Genomic DNA, 22,976 nt, shown 5'->3' on the forward strand with positions numbered 1-22,976 from the left:
AAATTTGCTAAAAAATCAAAAAAGGCTTTTCTTTGAAAGACTTGTATTCTCAGATATGTTACTATTTTAATGTAGAAGGGAAGGGATAGTGGATGGCCTATATTGAAGTCAAAAATGAATACAAGCGTTACCAAATGGGAGAGACAACTATTACTGCGAATGACGGCATTTCTTTTGAAGTGGAAAAAGGAGAAGTAGCGGTTATTTTAGGCCCCAGCGGTGCTGGAAAATCAACTGTTTTAAATATTCTTGGTGGAATGGACAGCTGTGATGAAGGGGAAATTATTATTGATGGCACAGATATCGCTCAGTTTTCAGAGAAACAATTAACCACTTATCGACGCAATGATGTCGGGTTTGTTTTCCAATTTTACAATTTAGTCCCAAATTTAACGGCAAAAGAAAATGTCGAATTGGCTTCGCAAATCGTTGCGGATGCGTTGGATTCGACCAATGTTTTACAATCGGTGGGTTTAGGGGAACGTTTAGATAATTTTCCAGCGCAACTTTCTGGTGGTGAACAACAACGAGTAACCATCGCCCGTGCGATTGCTAAAAAGCCCAAGTTACTTTTATGTGATGAACCGACAGGAGCACTGGATTATGAAACAGGGAAACAAATTTTAACCATTTTGCAAAACACTGCTCGTGAAACTGGAACGACCGTCTTAATTATTACCCACAATTCAGCCATTGCAGAAATGGCCGATCGGGTAATTCGAATTAATGATGCAAAAGTTCGCGAAATGACTGTGAATGATCAGCCTAAATTGGTTGCTGAAATTGAATGGTAGGTGCCTAAAATGAAGAAAACAGCGCTAATTAAAACAAGCTTACGTGAAATTAGACAATCTACTACACGATTTTTATCGATTATGGGGATTATTTTCCTTGGTGTAATGGTCTTTGTTGGTTTGAAAGCTACTGGACCAGATATGATTAAAACCGCGAATAATTATTACCAGAAAGAGCAGCTTCCAGATGCGCGAATAATTTCTACAATGGGACTGGAAAAGAAAGATTTAACAACACTACAGTTTTTAAAAGATGTCGAAACAGTTGTGCCGCGGTATACAATAGATGCCACGATTGGGCCGCAAAATAATGCAGTAAAATTGTTTGGCTATCGAAAAAATCAAGCAGGATCGGTTAACTATCAAGTAGTTGACGGTCGGTTACCTAAACAAACAAATGAAATTGCATTAGATACATTAGCGAAAACTAGATATGACTATAAAATGGGTGATAAAATCACTTTAAACGATGCAGCGATTAAAGAAAAAGGACTGACGCAAACTCATTTTACTGTTGTTGGATTTATCAATTCACCAGAATATATTGATAATACATCCAGGGGAACCACAACGGTCGGGTCTGGAACGTTAAACTTTTTTGGCGTGGTTTCGGAAAAAGCCTTTGACAGTCAACGGTATCCAGAATTGCTAATCTCATTTCGTTCATTAAAACATCAAAATACGTATTCCTCTGATTATGAAAAGAAAAGAGAGCAGGCCTTAAATCAAGTAAAAGAGGCACTGAAAAATCGGCCAGAAGAACAGGTTGCGGCTCTGCGTGATTCGGCTCAGCCGGACATTAACCAAGGTCGGCAAGCGCTGGAAACGGGAAAACAAGCGCTTGCGCAGTTGGAGCAACAACCAGGAATTCCAGCTGAGATGCTTGAAAAGCAAAAAGACGAATTGGCTAAACAGGAACAACTGTTGGCTGAAAAAGAAACAGAGCTAGCCAATTTGAAAGCCCCAACGTATTATTATTTTACCAGGGAAGACAATCCAGGATTTTCTGAATATCAAGATAACGCTGATCGGATTTCTTCTTTAGCCACGCTATTCCCGTTGTTCTTTTTCCTAATTGCGGCATTAGTCAGCTTAACTACCATGACACGTATGGTGGAAGAAAAAAGAATGGAAATTGGTAGTTTGAAAGCTTTAGGTTATCGTAATCGTGAAATTGCTTCGATTTTTATTACCTATGCAACGGTTGCCAGCCTAACAGGTGCATTATTAGGATTGGCAGTTGGCTATTATCTATTCCCTAAAATAATTTTTGATGCCTACGGTCAAATGTACAATATTCCTGATTTAGTTACACCGTGGTACTTAAATTACAGTTTATGGGGCATCATTGTAGCCTTAGCTTGTACTGTGGGAGCGGCCTTAGTGACATTAAGAATCGATTTATTAAGTACCCCAGCTACCTTGCTAAGACCCAAAGCGCCGAAAGCAGGTCAACGGATTTTACTAGAACGAATCCGCCCTTTATGGCAACGCATGAGCTTTATTCAAAAAGTGACCGCTAGAAATCTGTTCCGCTATAAACGACGGATGCTGATGACCGTTATCGGAATAGCTGGTTGTATGGGGCTGTTAATTGTTGGTTTTGGTTTACGCGATTCAATTGTGGATGTCGCTACAATTCAATTTAATAAAATCTGGCATTACCAAGCAGTCGTGACTTTTAAAGAGCAAACAACAGCTGAAGAGACAAAAGAGTATCAAGAAACGTTGCGCAAACTGGATGGTTTGAATAAAACAATTCCGTTATATTCAGAAATCTTTAAAACGAAGGGCCAAGGTGCACCAACTCAAAATATTACTCTTTATGTGCCACAAGATCCTTCGAAAATGGCTGATTTTCAATTATTTAATGATCGAGTCACTGGAGAAAAATATTCCCTCAACGATGACGGTGTAATCATTAATGAAAAATTAGCTAAATTATTTGGCTATAAAGTCGGAGATCAATTAAATTTAGAAAATAGTGATAATCAAACCTATCACGTGAAAATTGCCGCGATTGCAGAAAACTACACGGGTCATTTTGTCTATATGACGCCGAAACTCTACCAGACGATGACGAAACAGAAGCCGGAGTATAATACAGAATTCCTACTTTTTGACAAAAAGTTATCCTCAAAACAAGAAACCTCAATCGGAGAGGCGTTGACAAAACAGCCGAAAGTGTTGAACATTACGTTTTTAACTGCGATGAAAGGTTCGTTTGATGATATGCTGAAAAGCCTTGATATTGTCATTTGGGTACTAATTGCTGTTTCTGGTTCTTTAGCGTTAATTGTGTTATATAATTTAACCAACATTAATGTTTCTGAACGGATTCGAGAACTTTCCACGATTAAGGTTTTAGGGTTTTACGATCGTGAAGTCACCACCTATGTTTACCGTGAAAACATTATTTTAACGTTCATTGGTATTATTGTTGGCTGCTTCTTTGGGAAAATTTTGCATCAGTATATTTTAGCAACCGTTGAAGTTGATTTAATTATGTTTTCGCCAATTATTCATTGGCCAAGTTATCTATATTCCGCAGTCATCACCATGTGTTTCACGTTGTTTGTGATGGTCATTATGCATCGGAAATTGAAGAAAATCAATATGATTGAAGCGTTAAAATCAAATGAATAGCACATTTTAAAAAACGAGGAGTCCGTAGAAGTTCGATAATTCTAGGACTGCTCGTTTATTGCTGCTTCTTTTATTAAGAAAAAATAGGTCTTAAGATGTATCTTTTGAGATTTATTTGGAAATTACTACTCTTTTTATTTAAAAATTGGTACACTATTACTAGGTTATAGCACAGAAAGGAGTGTGGGAAAAGTGTTAGAAGGTCTACCATTGGAAACGGTTTATTTTTATGCATTAGTGGGGAGCGCGGTCCTCGCTTTTTTACTAATTATTTTTGGGGATGTTTTTAATTTTGATGGACCGGTTGACCCAATGCTGATTATTCCATGGATTGCTTTTACCTCGCTGTTTGGGTACCTTGGGGAAGAATTAACAGCGGTGAATAGTTGGCTTATTTTAATTGTCAGTGGTATTCTTTCAACCATTATTGTTTTCTTCCTAAATTTTTATGTGTTGGTCCCTTTGAAAAATTCGGAGGCCACAATTTCTATTTCGGAAAAAGACATGGAGGGTCGTGTTGCTACTGTGATTACCCCAATTCCTGTCCAGGGAATGGGCGAGATTCAATTGAAGAGTGTCACAGGTTCGTTAAGTCGACCAGCAGCATTTTATGTGCCACAAGAAGTGGCTGCGCCAAGAGGTAGTGAGGTATTGATTATTGAATTGAAAGAACGGGTTTGTTATGTCATTCCTTACGAAGGCAGTCTAAAAATATAGAGTAGGAGAGAAGAAAATGGGGATTTTGTTACCGATTATTATTGCAGTTTTAGTATTATTAATGTTATTAATTGTGTTTGTTTCTAAATATCAGACAGCCAAACCTGATGAAGCGTTAATTATCAGCGGGAGCTATCTAGGGTCTAAAAATGTTCATGTAGACGAAGGTGGCAACAAAATTAAAATCGTTCGTGGCGGTGGTGCGTTTGTCTTACCAGTGTTCCAACGTTCAAATCGAATTAGTTTGCTTTCAAGTAAATTAGATGTTTCCACACCGGAAGTGTACACAGAACAAGGGGTTCCTGTGATGTGTGATGGGACATCAATCATTAAAATTGGTTCGTCAGTTGAAGAAATTGCGACAGCAGCGGAACAATTTTTAGGAAAAACAACGGAAGAATTAGAAAATGAAGCACGTGAAGTATTAGAAGGACATTTACGTTCGATTTTAGGTTCAATGACAGTGGAAGAAATTTACCAAAACCGTGATAAATTTAGCCAAAGTGTACAAGAAGTTGCCAGTGTTGACTTAGCTAAAATGGGCTTAGTTATTGTGTCGTTCACAATTAAAGAAGTTCGTGATAAAAATGGATACTTGGATTCATTAGGGAAACCAAGAATCGCTCAAGTTAAACGTGATGCAGATATTGCTGAAGCAGAAGCCTTGAAAGAAACCCGCATCAAAAAAGCAGAAGCAGAAAAAGAATCACAACAAGCGGAATTGCAACGTCAAACAGAAATTGCAGAAGCTTCAAAAGAAAAAGAATTGAAATTAGCGTTATACAAACAAGAACAAGATATTGCCAAAGCCAAAGCAGACCAAGCCTATAACTTGGAAAGCGCGCGTGCACAACAACACGTGGTGGAACAAGAAATGGAAGTCAAAGTCGTTGAACGTCAAAAACAAATTGAGTTAGAAGAAAAAGAAATTACGCGTCGTGAAAAACAATACGACTCAGAAGTGAAGAAAAAAGCCGATGCAGATCGTTACGCACGCGAACAAGAAGCTCTTGCTCAAAAAGCACGCGAAGTGGCAGAAGCCGAAGCAGAACGCTTCAAAGTTGAAGCATTAGCCGAAGCGGAAGCCAACAAAACGCGTTTAACAGGTCAAGCGCAAGCCGAAGCTATTTTAGCTCGTGGTGCAGCGGAAGCCGAAGCCAAACAAAAGATTGCTGATGCCTTCAAAGAATATGGTGAAGCAGCTGTGTTAAGTATGGTGATGGAAATGTTACCACAATTAATGAAAGAAGCAGCACAACCATTGGGCAACATCGACAAGATTTCAGTGGTAGATACAGGCGCAGGTGGCGAAAATTCTGGCGCCAACCGTATTACCAATTATGCAACAAACTTGTTGGCTGGTACACAAGAAACACTAAAAGAAACAACGGGCCTCGACGTGAAAGAGCTAATTGAAAACTTTTCTAAAAAAGGTACCTCAAATAGCGTGAACTATCATGCAACAGAAGGTTCAGAAAAAGAATAGAAATCAGCCTTTAAGGAGTAGCGAATCGCATTTCGTTACTCCTTAATGCTGCATTGAAACGATAAACGAACAATCTGACAGAGAAATAGCGAGTGCTTGTTTTGTTTCAAAGATTCTGATAACATAGAGTTCTTGGAGGGATAGAGATGTCAAAAAAGAATAAAGATATTGAAGTACGTGTCGAAGAAGAAAAAGCCCAATACAATGGAGCAAATGTTTTAATGAACAAATTATTTATTGGTAAAAAAGAAATCGGTCGTGTCATTCCGCAAAATGATAAAAAATTCATCATTGAAATTGATGGCAAGCAAGAAGGTACAGCAAAAAATTTGGACGAAGCCTTTGAAACAATTATTCGTCAATGGAATTTAAGTGAATAAAAAATAAATAACAATTTTTTTAAAAAAAGGGTTGCTTTTTTCTGGAAAAGATTGTATTATAACTAAGTCAGGTCGTTACAGCGACAATGACTTTTTGGAGGAATAGCGAAGTGGCTAAACGCGACGGACTGTAAATCCGTTCCTTAGGGTTCAGTGGTTCGAATCCACTTTCCTCCATTTTCTTTTTGGGGTATAGCCAAGCGGTAAGGCAACGGACTTTGACTCCGTCATGCGTTGGTTCGAATCCAGCTACCCCAGTTTTCAGAACATTTCTGGTAGAGAGATGTTCTTTTTTTGTATAATTATATAACAAAAATGAGGTAAGATTTTCCTCATGTACAGGCTAGAAAAGTTTTCATTTATATAAGAATATGCTAAAGTATTAAGAAAGAATAGTCTGGAGTTGATAAGAATGAACTTTAAAGAAAAAATTACAGAAATGGTTGAAAATGTTTACGATTTAGCACGCGATGGTAAGTATGATGTCAAAGTTGACTTAATTCCTCGTAAAAAAGGCAACATCAAAAGTGGTGTTAAAGTCACTTCTTCAAGAAATACAGCCCACAATATCAAATGGCGTTCAAAAAACTAATTCGTCTTTAACAGAAACACCGGAGCAGACAAAATTATTGTCTACTCCGGTGTTTTTATTTTTCTAATTCGATGCCTAAGACAGTTAAATGACCATTACCAACTAATTTGATAACTAATTGGGCTAAGTGGTTGGGTGTCATATCCGTTTCGCTAGTAATCCACCAATGAAGGGTACCGATGAAGATAGAGGTCATATATTCAATAACAAAATCTATCGGTACATCAATATCATTTTCGGTAATACGCAACTGCGAAAAAATCGTCGCATATTTTTCTTCGATAATTTCAGCTAAGCGTTTTCGAAAGTGTTCGTTGAAATTATTGTCCATGATAGTTAAGAAGAAAGATTTGTTCTCTTGAATATTGATATAGAGTTGCGTCAGAAGTTCTTCAATGTGCTTCACGCGGACACGGTTGCCATTAACCAGTTGTTGCGAATCAAGAATAGCGGTAAAAGCACTAAGCGTAAAGGTGAAGATTGCATCATATAAATGCTGTTTGTCTTTAAAATGAGCATAAAAAGTCGCACGATTAATCATGGCTTCATCAGCAATATCCTGAATCGTCACCGCTTCGTAGCCTTTCGTTTCTACAAGTTTAAAAAAAGCTTCAATAATCATTTTTCTGGTTCGTTGTACTCTAAGGTCTGTTTTCTTTGCCATCATAAATTCCTTTCGAGATAGTCAACATTCGCGGAAACTTTGTTGTTTATCTCACAAAATAGGGTAAATTGCTTGTTGCAAATCATTTAGAACCTTTCTAAAATAGGTATATCTATTATAACAAACAGTTTGTATAATAATCAACAAACTGTTGGGAAATGAAGGGGTATTTTAATTGATGGTTATGAGAGCAGGGATTGATGTTGGGTCAACGACAGTAAAATTAGTATTTTTAAATAAACAAAATCAGCCTATTTTTACAAAATATGAACGCCATTTTTCAGATGTCAAAGCAGCAACGGAACGCATTTTAAAAGAAGGACTATCAAGGATCGGTGCAGACCAACCTTTGACAATGAGCATAACTGGCTCTGGTGGTATGGGGCTGGCTGAGGTATTAGGGATTCCCTTTGTTCAAGAGGTTATCGCGTGTACACGAACTGTTGAAACAATAATCCCAGAAACGGATGTTGCTATTGAACTTGGCGGAGAAGATGCAAAAATCACTTTTTTTGATGGTGCTTTAGAGCAACGAATGAATGGTAGTTGTGCAGGTGGGACAGGCGCCTTCATCGATCAAATGGCTGTTTTACTTAAAACGGATGCCAATGGAGTGAATGAATTGGCGAAGAATTATCAAACTATTTATCCGATTGCTTCCCGCTGTGGGGTTTTTGCCAAAACGGATGTTCAACCTTTAATCAATGAAGGAGCAGCGAAAGAAGATATCGCGGCGAGTATTTTTCAAGCGGTAGTTAATCAAACAATCGCCGGGTTAGCTGCTGGTCGCAAAATTAAAGGTAAAGTAGCATTTTTAGGGGGACCTTTATTTTTCATGTCAGAATTGAGAAAACGGTTTGTTGAAACCTTAGCAATTCAGCCAGAAGATGTTATTTTTCCAGAACAACCGCAACTGTTTGTAGCAATGGGAGCAGCACTTTATTCAGAAGATTCAGCCGAATGTACATTGGAAGAATTAATTCAGCGCTTAGTGAACAGCCAGGCTACTGATTTACAGCCGAGCGACACGTTACCACCGTTATTTAACAGCGCAGAAGATTTAGCAGATTTTCGAGAAAGACACGCGCAAGCCCAAGCAACGGAGAAACCTTTATCTCAACATACTGGCGTGGCCTTTTTAGGGATTGATGCAGGCTCAACAACGACAAAAGTCACATTGATTGATGAAGATGGTCATTTGTTGTTTTCTTTTTATGGTAATAACCAAGGGCAACCTTTAGAAACCACCATGACAGTACTGAAATCACTTTATCAACAACTGCCTGAAGAAGTTTTTATCGGAAAAGCGGCTGTTACAGGATATGGAGAACAGCTAATAAAAAATGCGTTAAAAGTCGATATTGGTGAAGTTGAAACGATGGCCCATTACAAAGCAGCCAACCATTTTCAGCCAGGTGTGGATTTTATTTTGGATATCGGAGGACAAGATATGAAAGCGATGACCATTAAAAATGGCGTGCTTTCCTCCATTCAATTAAATGAGGCTTGTTCTTCTGGGTGCGGTTCTTTTATTGAAACCTTTGCGCAATCCTTAAACTATAACGTGAAGGATTTTGCTTTGGCGGCTTTAGAATCGCAAGCGCCGGTTGATTTAGGTTCTCGGTGTACTGTTTTTATGAACTCAAAAGTGAAACAGGTTCAAAAAGAAGGGGCCTCTGTCGGCGATATTTCTGCTGGACTATCTTATTCAGTCATCAAAAATGCCATTTATAAAGTCATTAAGGTTCGCCGACCTGAAGAGTTGGGAGAAAAGATTGTCTGCCAGGGAGGAACATTTTACAATGAAGCGGTCTTGAGAGCTTTTGAAAAAATTAGCGGTCGTGAAGTGGTTCGTCCTTCTATTGCTGGTTTGATGGGGGCCTATGGGGCAGCGCTGATTGCTTTGGACGCTTATGAAATTGGGGAAGAAACCACGCTTCTTTCTTTAGAAGAGTTAGCGGCATTTACCTCTGAAAAGGAATTTACTCATTGCGGCTTGTGTGAAAACAATTGTCAATTAACGGTCACAGTGTTTTCAGATGGGCGCCAATTTATTACGGGAAATCGCTGTGAACGTGGTGCACGAATTAAAATTAAACGAGAAGAACGCAAAGTGAATTTGGTTGATTATAAGTACCGCAAGTTATTTAAGTACCGACCTTTGCGGGAAAATAAAGCGTTTCGTGGGCGCGTGGGTATCCCTAGAGTCCTAAACATGTATGAAAATTATCCTTTGTGGCATACATTTTTTACTGACTTAGGCTTTCGGGTCGAATTATCGCCACGTTCTAATAAACAAATCTATGAACAAGGCCTTGAAACGATTCCCAGTGATACGGTTTGTTACCCAGCGAAAATGGCGCATGGACATATTCAAGCATTAATTGATGCGCAAGTGCCAATCATCTTTTATCCTGGTGTCGTTTTTGAACAGCAAGAAACAGTGGAAGCTGATAATCATTTTAATTGTCCAATTGTGCAAAGCTACCCAGATGTTATTCGAAATAATGTGGATGCCATCAGAGAGGGCCAAGTGGATTATCGAAATCCCTATCTTAATTTAGCGAATGAAGCTGCAGTTGCCAAAGTTTTAGCTGAAAATTTTGCTGATTTAGGGATTTCCCTAGAAGAAATTCAAACAGCGCTGCATCATGGTTATCAAGAATTAGCAGCTTTTAAAAAAGAAATTCAAGAAAAAGGCGAAGAAACGTTAGCCATGTTAACCGAAAAAGGCCAGAGAGGAATTGTCTTATCGGGACGACCGTATCACTTGGATCCAGAAATTAATCACGGCATTGCCGAAGTCATTACACAGGAAGGATTCCATGTCTTGACAGAAGACAGTATCTCGCATCTTGGAGACGTGCAGAATTTACGTGTGGTGAATCAATGGGTCTATCATTCTCGCTTATATGCGGCGGCTAAAGTAGTGGCTAAGACGAAAAATTTAGAACTTGTCCAACTGAATTCCTTTGGTTGCGGCTTAGATGCTGTGACAACCGATCAAGTAGAAGAAATCATGGATCGGTCTGGCAAAATTTATACAGTCCTCAAAATCGATGAAGGCGCGAATTTGGGCGCAATTCGTATTCGGTTGCGCTCCTTGAAAGCGGCTGTCAATGAGCGGGAGAAGCAACAGTTTGTTCCGCATATGCAAATGGAAGAGCCAGAGAAAATAGTGTTTACAAAACAAATGAAAAAAACACATACTTTACTGTTACCAATGCTTAGCCCGATTCATCAATCTGGATTAGTCGATGTAGCATTACAAGCTTCTGGCTATCATGTCGTCTGTTTGCCTGCGCAGGATAAAGAAGCCGTGAATGTCGGGTTAAAATATGTCAATAATGATGCGTGTTACCCAGCAATTATTTCTATCGGACAACTAGTTGAAGCTTTGGAAAGTGGTCAATATGATTTGGATAATGTCAGTGTCTTAATGACGCAAACAGGGGGCGGTTGTCGCGCAACGAATTACATTCCCTTATTACGAAAAGCCTTAAATGATGCCGGTTTTTCTCAAGTTCCTGTAGTTTCAGTTTCGATGGGCAATAAAGGAGTCGAATCCAATCCAGGATTTAAATTTACGTTGCCAATGATCAAACGCTTAGTAGTTGCCTTTTTATATGGTGACTTATTCGAACGAGTAGTTTATCGAACAAGACCTTATGAAACAGAAAAAGGAATGGTGGATCAACTACACCAAGATTGGCTAAAAAGAGTGGAATCCAATGTCCGGAATGGTTCGCTGACACAATTTAATCACTTCATGAAAAAAATTATTCGGACGTTTGATGAAATTCCTTTACAGGAGATAAAAAAACCAAAAGTCGGTGTGGTCGGGGAAATTTTAGTGAAATATTCGCCGACAGCGAATAATGATATTGTGCGTTTGCTAGAAGAAGAAGGTGCTGAAGCAGTTGTGCCAGATATTGTTGGCTTTATGAACTATTCTTTGTACAATCAAATTTGGAAATACGAAAATATGGGCATGTCAAAACAAAGCAAACGTTTAGCAGAATTTGCGATAAAAATCATTGAATTGGTAGAAAAACCAATGGATAAGGCATTGAGAAAGTCGGTCCGTTTTGATGGCATTCATTCCATTTATGATATGGCAGCAGATGCAAGTAAAATTTTATCAATTGGCAATCATACGGGTGAAGGTTGGTTTTTAACAGCTGAAATGATTGAGCTCTTAAAACACGAGGTGAATAACATCGTTTGTATGCAGCCGTTTGGGTGTTTACCAAACCATATTGTTGGAAAAGGGGTCGTGAAAGAGCTACGACGTCAATATCCGCAAGCAAACATTGCGGCGGTGGATTATGATCCAGGGGTATCTTTGGTTAATCAGTTGAACCGAATCCGTTTGATGATGGCCACAGCGAACAAGTTGTTGAAAGAAGAAAATGTAAAAAGATAATAACTAATAGAAATTCGTTTAAAAACATTTGACTTGGTCACTTTTTACTGACTAAGCCAAATGTTTTTGTTATAAAAAGAAAGCATGCAACTAGACCAACTTTGATAAAAATTCTAATTCCTCTTTTATTTATCATTTTTTGGTTGTTTACACGGTCTATACCAGTTATAATAGAAGAGGAGATGAACGAAGAGGAGGAAGCGTAAATGGTTCAAAATATACCAATTTATATTCAAATTCACGATAAAATCAAAGAAGATATTGAAAAAGGTGTCTGGAGTATCGGGGATCGTTTGCCCTCTGAGCGAGAATTAGCCTTGAAATTTGATGTTAGTCGAATGACCTTACGCCAAGCCATTCAGACTTTAGCAGACGAAGGGATTTTAGAACGAAAAATTGGTTCAGGAACGTATGTAGCACGTAAGAAAGTTCAAGAAACAATGACAGGTACCACTAGTTTTACAGAAATTACCTTGTCTCAAAATCGCGTTCCTTCTAGTCGGACGGTGTCTTATTTTGTAGCGAAACCTAGTTCTAGTGAGATGGAAAAATTACAACTAGGTCCAGAAGATTCAATTTTACGAATGGAAAGAATTCGTTTTGCGGATGACATTCCGATTTGTTTTGAGGTGGCGAGCATTCCTTATTCATTGGTCTCGCAATATGGCAAATCTGAAATCACGAACTCTTTTTATAAAACACTTGAAGCCAAATCTGGCCACAAAATTGGCCATTCTAACCAAACAATCTCTGCTGTTCAAGCATCGGAGCAGATCGCAGAATATTTAGAGATTAAACGAGGCGATGCGATTCTGCGTGTGCGCCAAGTATCCTATTTTGAAAACGGACTACCTTTTGAATATGTTCGTACGCAGTATGCAGGAAGTCGATTTGAGTTTTATTTAGAGAAGTAGAGAAATGATAAGTATGGAAAAATGCCAAGAAATAGGCTGAGGTAAGATATTTTAACCCCCAAAAGTTGTATCTGAAAAATACAATTTTTGGAGGTTATTTTTATGAACTTATAAGGTAGAATTCAAATTAAAATTAGTGAAAGCATCTCAATTCAAATAAATATTGAATAGAGTATCAAGTCTGAATACCAGAAAAGTGAGATGGTTTGTCCCGCTATAAATATTGTTAAAAAAAAAACTTATAATAGCTGCTAGTTTATTTACTTTTATTCTTTTTTTGGCTGTAGTTCATTTTTGTCCATTTTTTACATTTCTTTTTTAAACTGTAACCTAATATAAGATATACCCGTTCAACGCTTTAATCAAATAGTTGCAAAATCAGCAGTTGTTTTGCAAATTGTTACATTGAAATTGTTAGTTATTACCAATCAATAATACTTATGATTGTCAAAGTTATTATATAGATATACTGAAAGAGAAATTTATTTTCTTTTTCAATAAAAAGTTTAGCGGAAGGAGTGATGCGGAATGAAAAAAATTAACGTACGTAAAGCCGATACAGTTGATGCAACAGCATGGTGGATTATTATCTAATTTGATAACCAAATAACGGTTAGACGAGATAGAAATATCTCGTCATTTTTTAATAAGGAGTGAAAAAAATGAAGTATAAATATCCCAGAATAAAACCAATCTATCCATTATATCAATTAAATAAAGAGAGATTTAGAGTTGGGGCCCAATTAGGAATCACTATTGAATTTGATGATGATGAAGGTCAATTTTGGACATTATCTAATTTACTCGATGGAGTTAGATCGTTTGATGAAGTTGTCACAGAAATGAAGAGGAAATATCCGGAATTAACAGTAAAAGATATCGAAGAAGGGATAGATTTTTTAAATGATGAAGGTCTAATCGAGGAGACGTTTCCTGGTAGAATGATTGAAGATAGATACTTAGCTAATGTGAATTACTTTAGTAGGTACTGTAAAGCTGATGATGATAGATTTGAAATACAGGAAAAGATAAATAACTTGAAAATACTATTATTAGGTCTTGGTGGAGGAGGATCAAATATTCTAACGTTACTAGCGGGTCTTGGCCCCAAGATGATCAGAATGGTGGACTATGACCGAGTTGAAGCAAGTAATTTAGGTCGTCAATTACTATATAGAGAAGCAGATATTGGTGAGAAGAAAACTGTAGTTGCTAAAAGAGCCATTAATGAAATGAACTCAAATATTAACGTTGAAACTGTAGATAAAAAAATAATAGATGTGAATGATGTTGTTGAATTGACAGAAGGAATAGATATCATTGTTTGCGCTATTGATGAACCCCCTTTCCTTATACATAGAATTGTGAATGAAGCTATTGTAAAAGTTGGTTTGCCGTGCGTGTTTGGTGCCTCACAGGTTAGCCGAGGAAGAGTATACACTGTAATACCCCAGAAAACAGGATGCTTTGATTGCATGAATTTGAACTTCAGTAAAAATGACCCTAAATTTGTTGAACAATTTGTAGGTTTTAGAAATATTCAATTTGCTCCCCCATCCATAGCTTATGGTCCTGGTATCTTTCAATTAACAGCATCAATTGTAGATGAGTTAATAAGAGTGGTAACAAGATATGCTGAGCCAAAAAGTTTGGGAACGCAATATGAAATTAACTATGAGGACGGAAACTCGTTCACGCATAAAACTTGGCCAAGGTTTGAGAGTGAATGTCCAACTTGTGGTAAAGGAGATGTCTCCCAATGGGAAATATTTCAATATTATCAAGAGAAGAAATAGGCCGAGACTATACCGAAGCTCGTACGTTAAAACGTAAGCTAAACAATGGCGATTGGGTTTATGTATCAGAAGAAAATCAACTATTAGTGTTGAGTGATGAAGTGGCGAGACAAATTAATTCATCCGAACTAATCGAAGAAGAGGTACTTAATGAATTAGTTGAAAATAAAATTATGATAAAAAAAGCCGATCAGAGAGATGATTATAAGCCGCTATTTGTCGAGCCTAAGAATATCTTATTTAAAAGCTCCTCTTTCCTGATTGATGTTAACGGTATTGTTGCGTTTACGATTAGCATATTTTTATTCGTAATCAAGGGGTCTCCTTTTGGAAGTGCAGTAAATGTTTTGTTTACAAATCCTTTAAAATTTTTTCTAATTGCTATTCTTGTCTCAATCGTATCTACAACTTTTCATGAATTTATGCACATTATATTTTCAAGGAATTCAAGGAAAATCAATTTAAACATAGTTAAAGCCGTTGCTACGATACCTATGACTCATGTATGGACGTGGAGTAGGTTTGGTAGAATCACGGCGATCACTTCTGGAATGTCGTCGGATGCAATATTCTTGTTAGTTTTTTTGATTATGAATAATAAAAGTGTTGGAGTTAATTCTATTGCGGCATCAATACTTATAACAAGGATATTGTGGCAATTTATCATTATACAAAAAACAGATATTAACATTTTGATTTCTTTTGTGGTTGATAATCCTTTCTACTTTGAAGAGGTCGCAATTATGAAATTAATCATTATTAAAGTAATAAGCATAAGTGTGCTAGCAATGATAATTTGGTTATGGTTCCAACCTGTTATCAATCAATTTAATTAAGTCTAAATATAGGAGGTTTGCTTTGAATCAACAGTTAGAATTACATTCGCTAAGTAAAAAGTACAAGAAATCAGAGAGCTATGCAAATGATAATATAAATTTGCGCTTTAATAAAGGTGAAATAACTGCCATAGCTGGACATAACGGCGCTGGTAAAACAACAATGTTGAATCAGATTATAGGTATAACGAAATCAACAAAGGGCTCTATAACATTTAATGGTCTATCATTTGCGAGAGATAGTAAAATTGCAAGAGAATATGTCTCTATGATGCCTCAACTACATGCTCCCTTGGCAGGTATAACGATGGCTCAATCTGTCGAGTCAATAATAAGAATAAGAGGAGGCAGTCAGAAAATAGCTGAAGAAGAGTGTATTAAAATTTTAAAAGAATTAAAAATAGATGGATGGAAAGATATACCAGGACAGAAACTTTCAGGCGGACTTAGAAGGCTCACTTCATTTGCAATGGCCGTTGTATATCCTTCTCCAATAATAGTCCTTGACGAACCTACCAATGATGTGGATCCTATTAGACGGCAAAAAATATGGAGATATCTGAAAGAATTATCTAATAAGGGGCATATAATCATCGTGGTCACACACAATATTTTAGAAGTTGAAAAATATGCTGATAGATATATTTTAATGAATCATGGAAAGGTTCTTGAGGATAAGAACTTAAAAAAACAGTCTATAAAAATAAACGATCGAAATTATATGACTGTTAACTTTCTTAATCTAAGTGATTTGAAGAGTGTAATAGTACCGAGTGCAATTCAGACTAACATAAACGATGAGGAATTAATGATAGAAATGGAATTAGAGAACAGTCAAGTGTTAGAAGCAGTTGACTGGGTCATGAAATTAGTAATAGAAAGAAAAGTTCAAAATTATAAAGTTTCCCCAAAATCCTTAAATGAAACCTATGGAGAGTTAATAGATGAAAATGATAAAAAATTATAGAAGAAAATCAATGATTAAGGAATTATTTGCTTTAGTAGGGTGGAGTTTATTAAGACATAAATACTTATTGCCTGTTTTTACATTAACTCAAGTATTTCTATCATTAGCAATTGTCTACGGGTTAGCACTTCTAATACCAGATGTGAATAATCAGACAGCTATCTATCTGTCATCTGGAGCAACTACTCTTGGGATTATTGCGGTAGGGTGCGTTCTTGCTGCTCAAATAGTAAGTACAGCAAAACAGGAGGGCATTGTGGACTATCAAAGGACATTGCCAGTTTCTCGGTTGAACATATTAATTTCCGACTTTATAATTTGGGGAATGGCCTCACTACCTGGGGTGTTTATGTCATTTTTAGCGGCATATTTAAGATTCGATGTCCAAATTAGATTCTCAATGAAGGCCCTAGCTATTCTTAGTCTAATTCAATTATGTATGATCTCTATAGGTTTTGCTTTGGCATATTGGCTAACACCTAATGTAGTAGGATTAGCAACTCAGATAATTATGATAGGTGGACTTTTATTCTCGCCTATTACTTATCCAACAGATAGATTGCCTTCTGCTTTAGTGAACTTTTTTGAATTTTTACCATTTGTTCCATCGAGTAATTTGATAAGATCACTGTTTTATGAACAGAATACTGTTAATGTTTCTAATATTATTGTAGTTTGTTTTTGGTTCGTGTTAACTACATTACTTTCACTTATTTCATTGTCAAGAAGGGACTGAATTGCAAAATGCAAACAATAAATATAAATAATTTATATAAAAAAGTAAGTGATACATTCAATTTAAAGGTTGATCAATTAGATTTAGAAGTAGGGAAAATTTATGGATTAGTTGGTCCGAATGGTGCAGGTAAAACAACTTTGATGAAATGTCTATGTAGTTTGCTTAGACCTGATAGTGGAATACTTAAAATAGACAATCGGCAAGTAGAAATAGCAGACCCTAAAATATTATTGCAGGTGGGTACTAACTTTGTTAACTCAGATAGTTTAAATGGATTTATGCTTGAAGATATATACAATGACCATGCTTTTTATTACAAGTTAAAAAATTTGTTAATGATAGAGACTCTATTAATGGATGTTGGTCTAAATGTAAATAAAAAAAGAAAGTTTAATACAATGTCTTTAGGAATGAAACAAAGGTTTTTGCTAGGTCTTGCTACAGCTCACAACCCTTCATTAGTATTATTAGATGAGCCATTTAACGGTTTAGATCCTGATGGTGTAGAGTTATTTATTGAGAATGTTAAGACCTTGTCCGAAAATAGAGTGTTGATAATTAGTAGTCATATATTGAGAGATATGGAAACATTTCTTGATGACGTTATATTTATAGAGAAAGGCAATGTACAAGAACCAAAATCAATGGTTGAGATTCGAGAAGAGTATAGAGAGGGGTTGAAAGAGTATTATGATGAACAAAAGAGAAAACATGATTAGTGACTCAAAATTGAATGTTTATAGATATGAATTAGATAAAATTAAAAATGTTTGGTTTAAAGTTTTCTTAATTACACTGGTAATCCAAATGTTATTTTTTATGTTTTTCTCATTTGTGGGAATATTTGATGAAAGTGCTGATACGATCTCGTCATTTCAAGGAATTATAGCATTATCGAACACTGTTTCTATGTGCGGCATATCAATTTATGGAGCTGTATTACTAAGGAAAGAGCTTGTACGATTTTATGTTGGCAATCACCGGAATAGAACGTTTCTTTTTCCGATTGATCGAAAAGAGCTTCTCGTAAAAAAAACAAGTTCTTTTTACGTGATAATCTTATCTAGCTTTGGAAGTGCGCTTCTTATTTCATTTGTGACTGAGGTTTTGCTTAACTTAATTTTGAAGTTTCATAGTTCAAATTTATTTTTTGAAATTTACCTTGGTCTTATTACCATAGTTACAAGTTGTAGTCTACTATTCGTAATTTTGATATTGTCAGAAATAATTTCAATTTGGAAACAATCGGAAATTGCTTCAATAATAACGTCAGTGGTACTAATGCTAATATATTCGAATTTTTCTGCTATGGGCCTTATGAATTTTCCAACTATAACGTTCCTATTTTCAACGATTATGGGATTGATGCTTGTTTGGTTATTTTTGAAATTTTCTGATAAATTATGCGACATGGAAGTATACTAAAAAATGCGGTGATTTACTTGATTAGTTATCACCGCATTTGTTTCCTTTGTATACATTAAATATAACTATAGTTACAAAATATCTACGTTCTTTCGTCCAGTGACGTTGAATACCACCTAATTGTTGTAAGAGATCACCAATGTTTTTCATTCCTAAACCTTTATCTTTTCTATGTTTTCTTGTAAAAATTTCTTCAGAATTATAGTTATTCGATACTTCAATAAATAAATCATTATTGACTTGCTTGATAATTATATTGACATATCTGTCAATCGGCTTGATTCTCTTCGATGCTTGTATGGCGTTATCAATTATATTTCCAATTACAATAGTTAGAACGTCATTATTAATTTTTATATTTTTAGAGACAAATATCTGATGATCAACATTAATTTGATTCTTTCTTGCTTCAGCAAGCTTTTCATTCAATAGGTAGTTTAATACTCCATCGGCAGCATAAGTTTTTGTTGGTGGTTCTAAAATATCAAAACTACTCTTAATATAATCGATAGCTTCATTAACTTCTTCATTTTCGATAAGTCCGAGGATTGTTAAGTATTGATTCTTCAAATCATGTTTTAATTTTAAAACGTTAGTTCTGTTTCTCTTTATTTCATTTAAAATTCTATACTCCACTTCGATATTTTTTTTTCTCAAAGTAAGATCATATTGATTTTTTTGATATTCTATAGTAATTTTATAAAGAAAAATTACACAGATGTTTAAAAATATGACACTAATCGTAATAGTAATCTCAGAAATTTTGTCATTGTTGTTTCCTATTAAAAGCCCAAATAAAATGATTATTGATAGTATGGGAATAGGTAATAAAATCACAATAAATGATAAGTTTGTCGATAATTCAGACTTTGCTTCTTTAACTATTGAAAATTTAAGTATGACTATCCAGGCTACCCCAATCAAAGTTGTAATTGTTATTGAAGTTATGAAAAAAGTAGGGCTACCATAGGATGTTAATTCTGCATTTAAAATTATTTTCGTAAAGTGTAACGACAATACTTCACAGATTAAATTTATTGATATAAGTGTCATTGTCCATACGGCCGAGTCGAGATAAGGGACCGAGTGTAGCATAGCAATAGTGTAAGTTAAAATGAAACTTAGTAATAAGTTAAGATACGGTAAATAAATGTTCGGTATGTAAGCATTGGATAATATAATCGTAACCATGGCTGATATGATTATAACAATCCAGATGACATTATAAAATTCTCTATGATTTTTAATAGCTGTTGACCAATTAGAAAAAAAATAAGAGATAAGAAATAAATAAACTAACAAACTTAGGCTTCGTAATGTTATATCAAGCATTATATCTTTCCTCTCATGGACATAACTATACTTTTATGAGCGGCGGCTTTGAAGCGCCTACTTATTGGTATTTCAATACATTTTTCTTTAGAATCCATTAATAGGAAATTTTTTCCTAACTCTTTTATATAAGCGCAATTTATTATGAAAGAAGAGTGGACTTGCACAAAATTCGTATCAAGTTGTTCGTTTATCTGATTCGTTGACATATAGGGTTTGTAGATTTCTCCAACTGTATGAATCAATACTTGTCTTTTATCTTTTTCGAAATAAATGATATCTTTGGTTGGTATTTTATAAGTAACTTTGTTACTAGAAAATACAAAGTAATTTCTTTTTTTTCTAGCTGTTGTTTCAGTTTTTCCAAAACTTGGTGCAACCGATCTTCCGTAGGCGGTTTCAATAAATAATCAAAAGTTTGTACTTGGAAGACTTCTTCCATGTATTCTTTGTAACTCGTCAAAAAAACGATAGGTGATAAAATATCACGTTCTCGGATTTTTTTTGCCAAGTCTATTCCGCTCATTTCACTCATTTCTATATCTAAAATAAAAAAGTCAAAATTTTCTTGGTCAAGTTGATTGACTAACTTGAGAGGATTGTAGTAGGTATAGGTTTCAAATATATTTGGGTTATAATTAAATAGCATCGTGTTTATTTTTTCGGTTAACGTTGGATTGTCATCACAAATAGCAACTTTCAACAATAAAACCTCCTTTTTTTCATTCTATATATATTATGAATTAAATTATCTTTAAAAACAATCATTTTTTGTTAGCACAACTGATAAACCGACATAAGTAATCTGGATAAAAATATCAAAAATTCAGCTTACTGACAAACATTTAATTAGCATCTAAAAAATAATCATGTAAATTAAATGAACGGCGAAAACATCTGTTAGGGTGCTATCAATTTTTTTAAAATCTACATATGATTAAAACTTGATGCTATAATGTTACTAGTAAGGTTAATGTATACCATAGCGGTACTTGAGAAGAGTAGAAGTGTTTCTGATGAACAGATGGATTAGTGGAGATTGATACTGAACAGTCAATTGTTTAAAAAAGTGATTTTCAAACGGTAACAAAAGTATATTTAAAGGAACTCGAATTTTCAGAAAGTAGCTTCAAACTTAGTTTGAAAGAATAGCTTTCAGCTATAAAAAAGTTAAAAGGAGCCTGCCATGTTACAGAAATACATAGAAATTTTAACAAGAGACGAGGCCATCTTTCGTAAAAATCCAGATGGAACAGAAGTAAATTATTTTCTATTTCCAGAGTTTGAAATACATATAAATAGCTTGCCAGGAAAAACTGTGCAAGGTTGGCATAAGCATCACAAAATCGAGGAAGTTTTACTTGTGCAGTCGGGAAAAGTGAAAATAGAAGAGGTAGAAAATCAGCAAATTGTTTCAAGAATTTGTGCAGAAGGAGAACTTATTCGGATGCATAATAGTCTTCATCGGATTAGTAATCCTGATACGTTATCTGCATCATTTACAGTATTTCGTTTTGTTCCACAAGGGCAAAATCAACAAGAATGCATAAAAAATGATAAAGAAGAATTCTCTGATGCGGCAGTACAACGGCTTCTAAAAATCAATGATTCGTTGTGATCGTTATTTTTAAACTTTTCTTTTCCCCCTCCTAGAAAACACAAAACCGTGGTACAATAACTTACGTAGTAGACACACCTACTCCGAATGTCAAAAAAGGGCAGAAAAGTAGACAAGAAATTGTTTAAGGAGTAAAGTAAACTTACTTAAAATTTTGGGGGAAATAAAATGTATGATGTAATTATCATTGGTGCCGGTCCTGCTGGGATGACGGCAGCACTTTATGCATCACGGTCTAATCTTTCTGTATTGATGATTGAACGCGGTGCGCCTGGTGGGCAAATGAACAACACTGCTGAGGTAGAGAATTACCCAGGCTTTGATTCTATTATGGGTCCAGAATTGGCCTATAAAATGTATGAAAATGTAGAAAAATTTGGTACGGAAAATGCGTATGGCATTGTGATGGGCATCGAAGACCACGGATCCTATAAAGAAGTGATTTGTGATGACAAATCTTATGAAGCTAAAGCGGTAATTATTGCAACAGGCTGTGAACACCGAAAATTGGGTGTAAAAGGCGAAGAAGAATTTGCTGGCCGTGGTGTTTCTTATTGTGCCGTTTGTGACGGTGCCTTCTTTAAAAATAAACGCTTAGTAGTTGTTGGTGGCGGCGATTCTGCAGTTGAAGAAGCAATCTATTTAACACAATTTGCTTCTGAAGTAGTGATTGTTCACCGTCGTGATGAATTGCGTGCGCAAAAAATCATTCAAGATCGTGCCTTTGCAAATGAAAAGATTTCCTTTGTTTGGGATACAGTTGTCGAAGAAATTGTTGGCAATGAAATGGTCGTGACAGGTGTGAAAGCACGGAATGTCAAAACAGATGAAGTTTCTGAAATTGAAGCAAACGGCGTGTTCATTTACGTGGGGCTAGATCCATTAACAGAACCATTTAAGAAAGCTGGTATTACGAATGAGGCTGGTTGGATTGAAACAGACCAAGAAATGAGAACAAAAATTCCTGGTGTTTATGCCATTGGTGATGTCCGTGAAAAAACATTGCGTCAAATCACGACAGCGGTCGGTGAAGGCGGTATTGCTGGACAACAAGTATTTAACTATATTGAAGAATTAAAATAAAAAAATGCTTTTGCCTTTAAGAATAAGGGCAAAAGCATTTTTTTAATAGGTTCCTTTAATGACAAAATAAGAGCCGCGAATGGTTCCAGCTAATTTTGATTTTTGACGAGCAAATTTGAATTTTCCTTCAAATTCTGCAGGGATTGCCATACTATCTGAAAGTTTAAACCCAACGGCGCGTTTGCCTTCATCAGCTAATGTGTACATCACGTTAACTGCTAAGCCGTTTTCATAAAATACATAGGCCATTTTTATGCCATCTAAAGTGAAAGAAGAAATTTCAAGTGGCTTGTAAGGGAAATGTAACGCTCGTTCCAATAAAATTTTTTCAATCCAGGCCAATGTTTCTGGAGCTTCAGAGGCAGGGACGGTCGTAAAGCGATGTTTGTATTTATTCCAAAAATAGCGAGCTTCATTCGCTCTTAGTCCAGCAAGGGCAGGTGCCACTGGTGAACTTTCTAAACCAATAGTGGCTACTTCTTTAAAATCAACTGTATAAACCATGAATTGATACTCCCATCTTTTCTTTTAAACTAAGTATAACGGTAGCAGGGGTAACGA

The 22,976-nt window shown here is 35.8% G+C and carries 21 protein-coding genes and 2 tRNA genes; 18 read left to right on the top strand and 5 right to left on the bottom strand.

The genetic code is table 11. From position 1 onward, the window contains the following. Positions 1–92: 92 nt before the first annotated feature. From IGM09_RS05490 to IGM09_RS05525, 8 genes are all read left to right on the top strand, one after another. Positions 93–794 (top strand): ABC transporter ATP-binding protein, encoded by a 702-nt coding sequence (locus IGM09_RS05490; protein ID WP_002363831.1) that lies wholly within the window; start codon positions 93–95, stop codon positions 792–794. Between the two features lie 9 nt (positions 795–803). Continuing rightward, on the top strand, positions 804–3,440 hold the full coding sequence (locus IGM09_RS05495; protein ID WP_113826047.1) for an FtsX-like permease family protein: 2,637 nt from the start codon (positions 804–806) through the stop codon (positions 3,438–3,440). Between the two features lie 183 nt (positions 3,441–3,623). Further along, positions 3,624–4,157, top strand: coding sequence for a hypothetical protein (locus IGM09_RS05500; protein ID WP_002369505.1), 534 nt, complete (start codon positions 3,624–3,626; stop codon positions 4,155–4,157). A 16-nt stretch (positions 4,158–4,173) separates the two neighbouring features. After that, complete coding sequence (locus tag IGM09_RS05505; protein ID WP_002357808.1) at positions 4,174–5,643, top strand: flotillin family protein; 1,470 nt, start codon at positions 4,174–4,176, stop codon at positions 5,641–5,643. 146 nt (positions 5,644–5,789) lie between these two features. Further along, positions 5,790–6,023, top strand: a complete 234-nt coding sequence (locus IGM09_RS05510; protein ID WP_002357806.1) for a DUF2969 domain-containing protein — start codon at positions 5,790–5,792, stop codon at positions 6,021–6,023. A gap of 96 nt (positions 6,024–6,119) precedes the next feature. Beyond that, positions 6,120–6,200 (top strand) — tRNA-Tyr (locus IGM09_RS05515). Between the two features lie 9 nt (positions 6,201–6,209). After that, positions 6,210–6,281: transfer RNA gene (locus IGM09_RS05520), tRNA-Gln, on the top strand. 154 nt (positions 6,282–6,435) lie between these two features. Further along, complete coding sequence (locus IGM09_RS05525) at positions 6,436–6,615, top strand: hypothetical protein (protein ID WP_002357804.1); 180 nt, start codon at positions 6,436–6,438, stop codon at positions 6,613–6,615. Between the two features lie 55 nt (positions 6,616–6,670). Here IGM09_RS05525 and IGM09_RS05530 read toward each other — a convergent pair whose 3' ends face one another. Continuing rightward, positions 6,671–7,282 (bottom strand): TetR/AcrR family transcriptional regulator, encoded by a 612-nt coding sequence (locus IGM09_RS05530; protein WP_002357803.1) that lies wholly within the window; start codon positions 7,280–7,282, stop codon positions 6,671–6,673. A gap of 175 nt (positions 7,283–7,457) precedes the next feature. On the opposite strand from IGM09_RS05530, the gene IGM09_RS05535 reads away from it, so the two are divergent. From IGM09_RS05535 to IGM09_RS05570, 8 genes are all read left to right on the top strand, one after another. Further along, positions 7,458–11,705, top strand: a complete 4,248-nt coding sequence (locus IGM09_RS05535; RefSeq protein ID WP_033624940.1) for a 2-hydroxyacyl-CoA dehydratase — start codon at positions 7,458–7,460, stop codon at positions 11,703–11,705. A 206-nt stretch (positions 11,706–11,911) separates the two neighbouring features. Further along, a complete protein-coding gene (locus tag IGM09_RS05540; RefSeq protein WP_002357800.1) occupies positions 11,912–12,619 on the top strand; it encodes a GntR family transcriptional regulator in 708 nt (235 codons plus the stop codon). A gap of 662 nt (positions 12,620–13,281) precedes the next feature. Beyond that, positions 13,282–14,415 (top strand): ThiF family adenylyltransferase, encoded by a 1,134-nt coding sequence (locus tag IGM09_RS05545; protein ID WP_002379387.1) that lies wholly within the window; start codon positions 13,282–13,284, stop codon positions 14,413–14,415. Further along, positions 14,379–15,251: a hypothetical protein gene (locus IGM09_RS05550; RefSeq protein WP_010713459.1), complete on the top strand. Its 873-nt coding sequence runs from the start codon at positions 14,379–14,381 to the stop codon at positions 15,249–15,251. Before IGM09_RS05545 ends, IGM09_RS05550 begins: the two co-directional genes overlap by 37 nt. A 22-nt stretch (positions 15,252–15,273) precedes the next feature. Next, a complete protein-coding gene (locus IGM09_RS05555) occupies positions 15,274–16,218 on the top strand; it encodes an ABC transporter ATP-binding protein (protein WP_002419797.1) in 945 nt (314 codons plus the stop codon). Then, positions 16,196–16,954 (top strand): ABC transporter permease, encoded by a 759-nt coding sequence (locus tag IGM09_RS05560; protein WP_002382254.1) that lies wholly within the window; start codon positions 16,196–16,198, stop codon positions 16,952–16,954. Before IGM09_RS05555 ends, IGM09_RS05560 begins: the two co-directional genes overlap by 23 nt. Positions 16,955–16,962: 8 nt before the next feature. Further along, positions 16,963–17,676, top strand: coding sequence for an ATP-binding cassette domain-containing protein (locus tag IGM09_RS05565; RefSeq protein WP_002378341.1), 714 nt, complete (start codon positions 16,963–16,965; stop codon positions 17,674–17,676). Next, complete coding sequence (locus IGM09_RS05570) at positions 17,648–18,382, top strand: hypothetical protein (RefSeq protein WP_002382255.1); 735 nt, start codon at positions 17,648–17,650, stop codon at positions 18,380–18,382. The genes IGM09_RS05565 and IGM09_RS05570 overlap by 29 nt, the downstream gene beginning before the upstream one ends. A 21-nt stretch (positions 18,383–18,403) precedes the next feature. Here IGM09_RS05570 and IGM09_RS05575 read toward each other — a convergent pair whose 3' ends face one another. From IGM09_RS05575 to IGM09_RS05585, 3 genes are all read right to left on the bottom strand, one after another. Continuing rightward, entirely contained in the window at positions 18,404–19,435 is a 1,032-nt protein-coding gene (locus IGM09_RS05575; protein ID WP_224785632.1) for a sensor histidine kinase, read from the bottom strand. A 278-nt stretch (positions 19,436–19,713) separates the two neighbouring features. Next, positions 19,714–19,959 carry a LytTR family DNA-binding domain-containing protein gene (locus IGM09_RS05580; RefSeq protein WP_002397235.1) on the bottom strand — a complete coding sequence of 82 codons (246 nt, stop codon included), beginning with the start codon at positions 19,957–19,959 and terminating at the stop codon, positions 19,714–19,716. After that, entirely contained in the window at positions 19,956–20,417 is a 462-nt protein-coding gene (locus IGM09_RS05585) for a LytR/AlgR family response regulator transcription factor (RefSeq protein ID WP_010775798.1), read from the bottom strand. Before IGM09_RS05585 ends, IGM09_RS05580 begins: the two co-directional genes overlap by 4 nt. 483 nt (positions 20,418–20,900) lie before the next feature. Here IGM09_RS05585 and IGM09_RS05590 point away from each other — a divergent pair, with 483 nt between their 5' ends. Both IGM09_RS05590 and trxB read left to right on the top strand, forming a co-directional pair. Further along, complete coding sequence (locus IGM09_RS05590) at positions 20,901–21,332, top strand: cupin domain-containing protein (protein WP_033624941.1); 432 nt, start codon at positions 20,901–20,903, stop codon at positions 21,330–21,332. A 168-nt stretch (positions 21,333–21,500) separates the two neighbouring features. Beyond that, entirely contained in the window at positions 21,501–22,415 is a 915-nt protein-coding gene (gene trxB / locus IGM09_RS05595) for a thioredoxin-disulfide reductase (protein ID WP_002357780.1), read from the top strand. Positions 22,416–22,457: 42 nt separating this feature from the next. Here trxB and IGM09_RS05600 read toward each other — a convergent pair whose 3' ends face one another. Continuing rightward, positions 22,458–22,919 (bottom strand): hypothetical protein, encoded by a 462-nt coding sequence (locus IGM09_RS05600; protein WP_010775800.1) that lies wholly within the window; start codon positions 22,917–22,919, stop codon positions 22,458–22,460. Between the last annotated feature and the right edge of the window lie 57 nt (positions 22,920–22,976).

Source organism: Enterococcus sp. DIV0167, from assembly GCF_050541555.1.
Classification (GTDB): Bacteria; Bacillota; Bacilli; order Lactobacillales; family Enterococcaceae; genus Enterococcus; species Enterococcus faecalis.

Bases quoted from the DNA above. Each gene is read 5' to 3' on its own strand.
- IGM09_RS05560 (WP_002382254.1), top strand. From the start codon at position 16,196: ATGAAAATGATAAAAAATTATAGAAGAAAATCAATGATTAAGGAATTA.
- IGM09_RS05490 (WP_002363831.1), top strand. From the start codon at position 93: ATGGCCTATATTGAAGTCAAAAATGAATACAAGCGTTACCAAATGGGA.
- IGM09_RS05550 (WP_010713459.1), top strand. From the start codon at position 14,379: ATGGGAAATATTTCAATATTATCAAGAGAAGAAATAGGCCGAGACTAT.
- IGM09_RS05600 (WP_010775800.1), bottom strand. From the start codon at position 22,919: ATGGTTTATACAGTTGATTTTAAAGAAGTAGCCACTATTGGTTTAGAA.
- IGM09_RS05540 (WP_002357800.1), top strand. From the start codon at position 11,912: ATGGTTCAAAATATACCAATTTATATTCAAATTCACGATAAAATCAAA.
- trxB (WP_002357780.1), top strand. From the start codon at position 21,501: ATGTATGATGTAATTATCATTGGTGCCGGTCCTGCTGGGATGACGGCA.
- IGM09_RS05570 (WP_002382255.1), top strand. From the start codon at position 17,648: ATGATGAACAAAAGAGAAAACATGATTAGTGACTCAAAATTGAATGTT.
- IGM09_RS05545 (WP_002379387.1), top strand. From the start codon at position 13,282: ATGAAGTATAAATATCCCAGAATAAAACCAATCTATCCATTATATCAA.
- IGM09_RS05510 (WP_002357806.1), top strand. From the start codon at position 5,790: ATGTCAAAAAAGAATAAAGATATTGAAGTACGTGTCGAAGAAGAAAAA.
- IGM09_RS05535 (WP_033624940.1), top strand. From the start codon at position 7,458: ATGGTTATGAGAGCAGGGATTGATGTTGGGTCAACGACAGTAAAATTA.
- IGM09_RS05505 (WP_002357808.1), top strand. From the start codon at position 4,174: ATGGGGATTTTGTTACCGATTATTATTGCAGTTTTAGTATTATTAATG.
- IGM09_RS05525 (WP_002357804.1), top strand. From the start codon at position 6,436: ATGAACTTTAAAGAAAAAATTACAGAAATGGTTGAAAATGTTTACGAT.
- IGM09_RS05530 (WP_002357803.1), bottom strand. From the start codon at position 7,282: ATGATGGCAAAGAAAACAGACCTTAGAGTACAACGAACCAGAAAAATG.
- IGM09_RS05495 (WP_113826047.1), top strand. From the start codon at position 804: ATGAAGAAAACAGCGCTAATTAAAACAAGCTTACGTGAAATTAGACAA.
- IGM09_RS05575 (WP_224785632.1), bottom strand. From the start codon at position 19,435: ATGACACTTATATCAATAAATTTAATCTGTGAAGTATTGTCGTTACAC.
- IGM09_RS05590 (WP_033624941.1), top strand. From the start codon at position 20,901: ATGTTACAGAAATACATAGAAATTTTAACAAGAGACGAGGCCATCTTT.
- IGM09_RS05565 (WP_002378341.1), top strand. From the start codon at position 16,963: ATGCAAACAATAAATATAAATAATTTATATAAAAAAGTAAGTGATACA.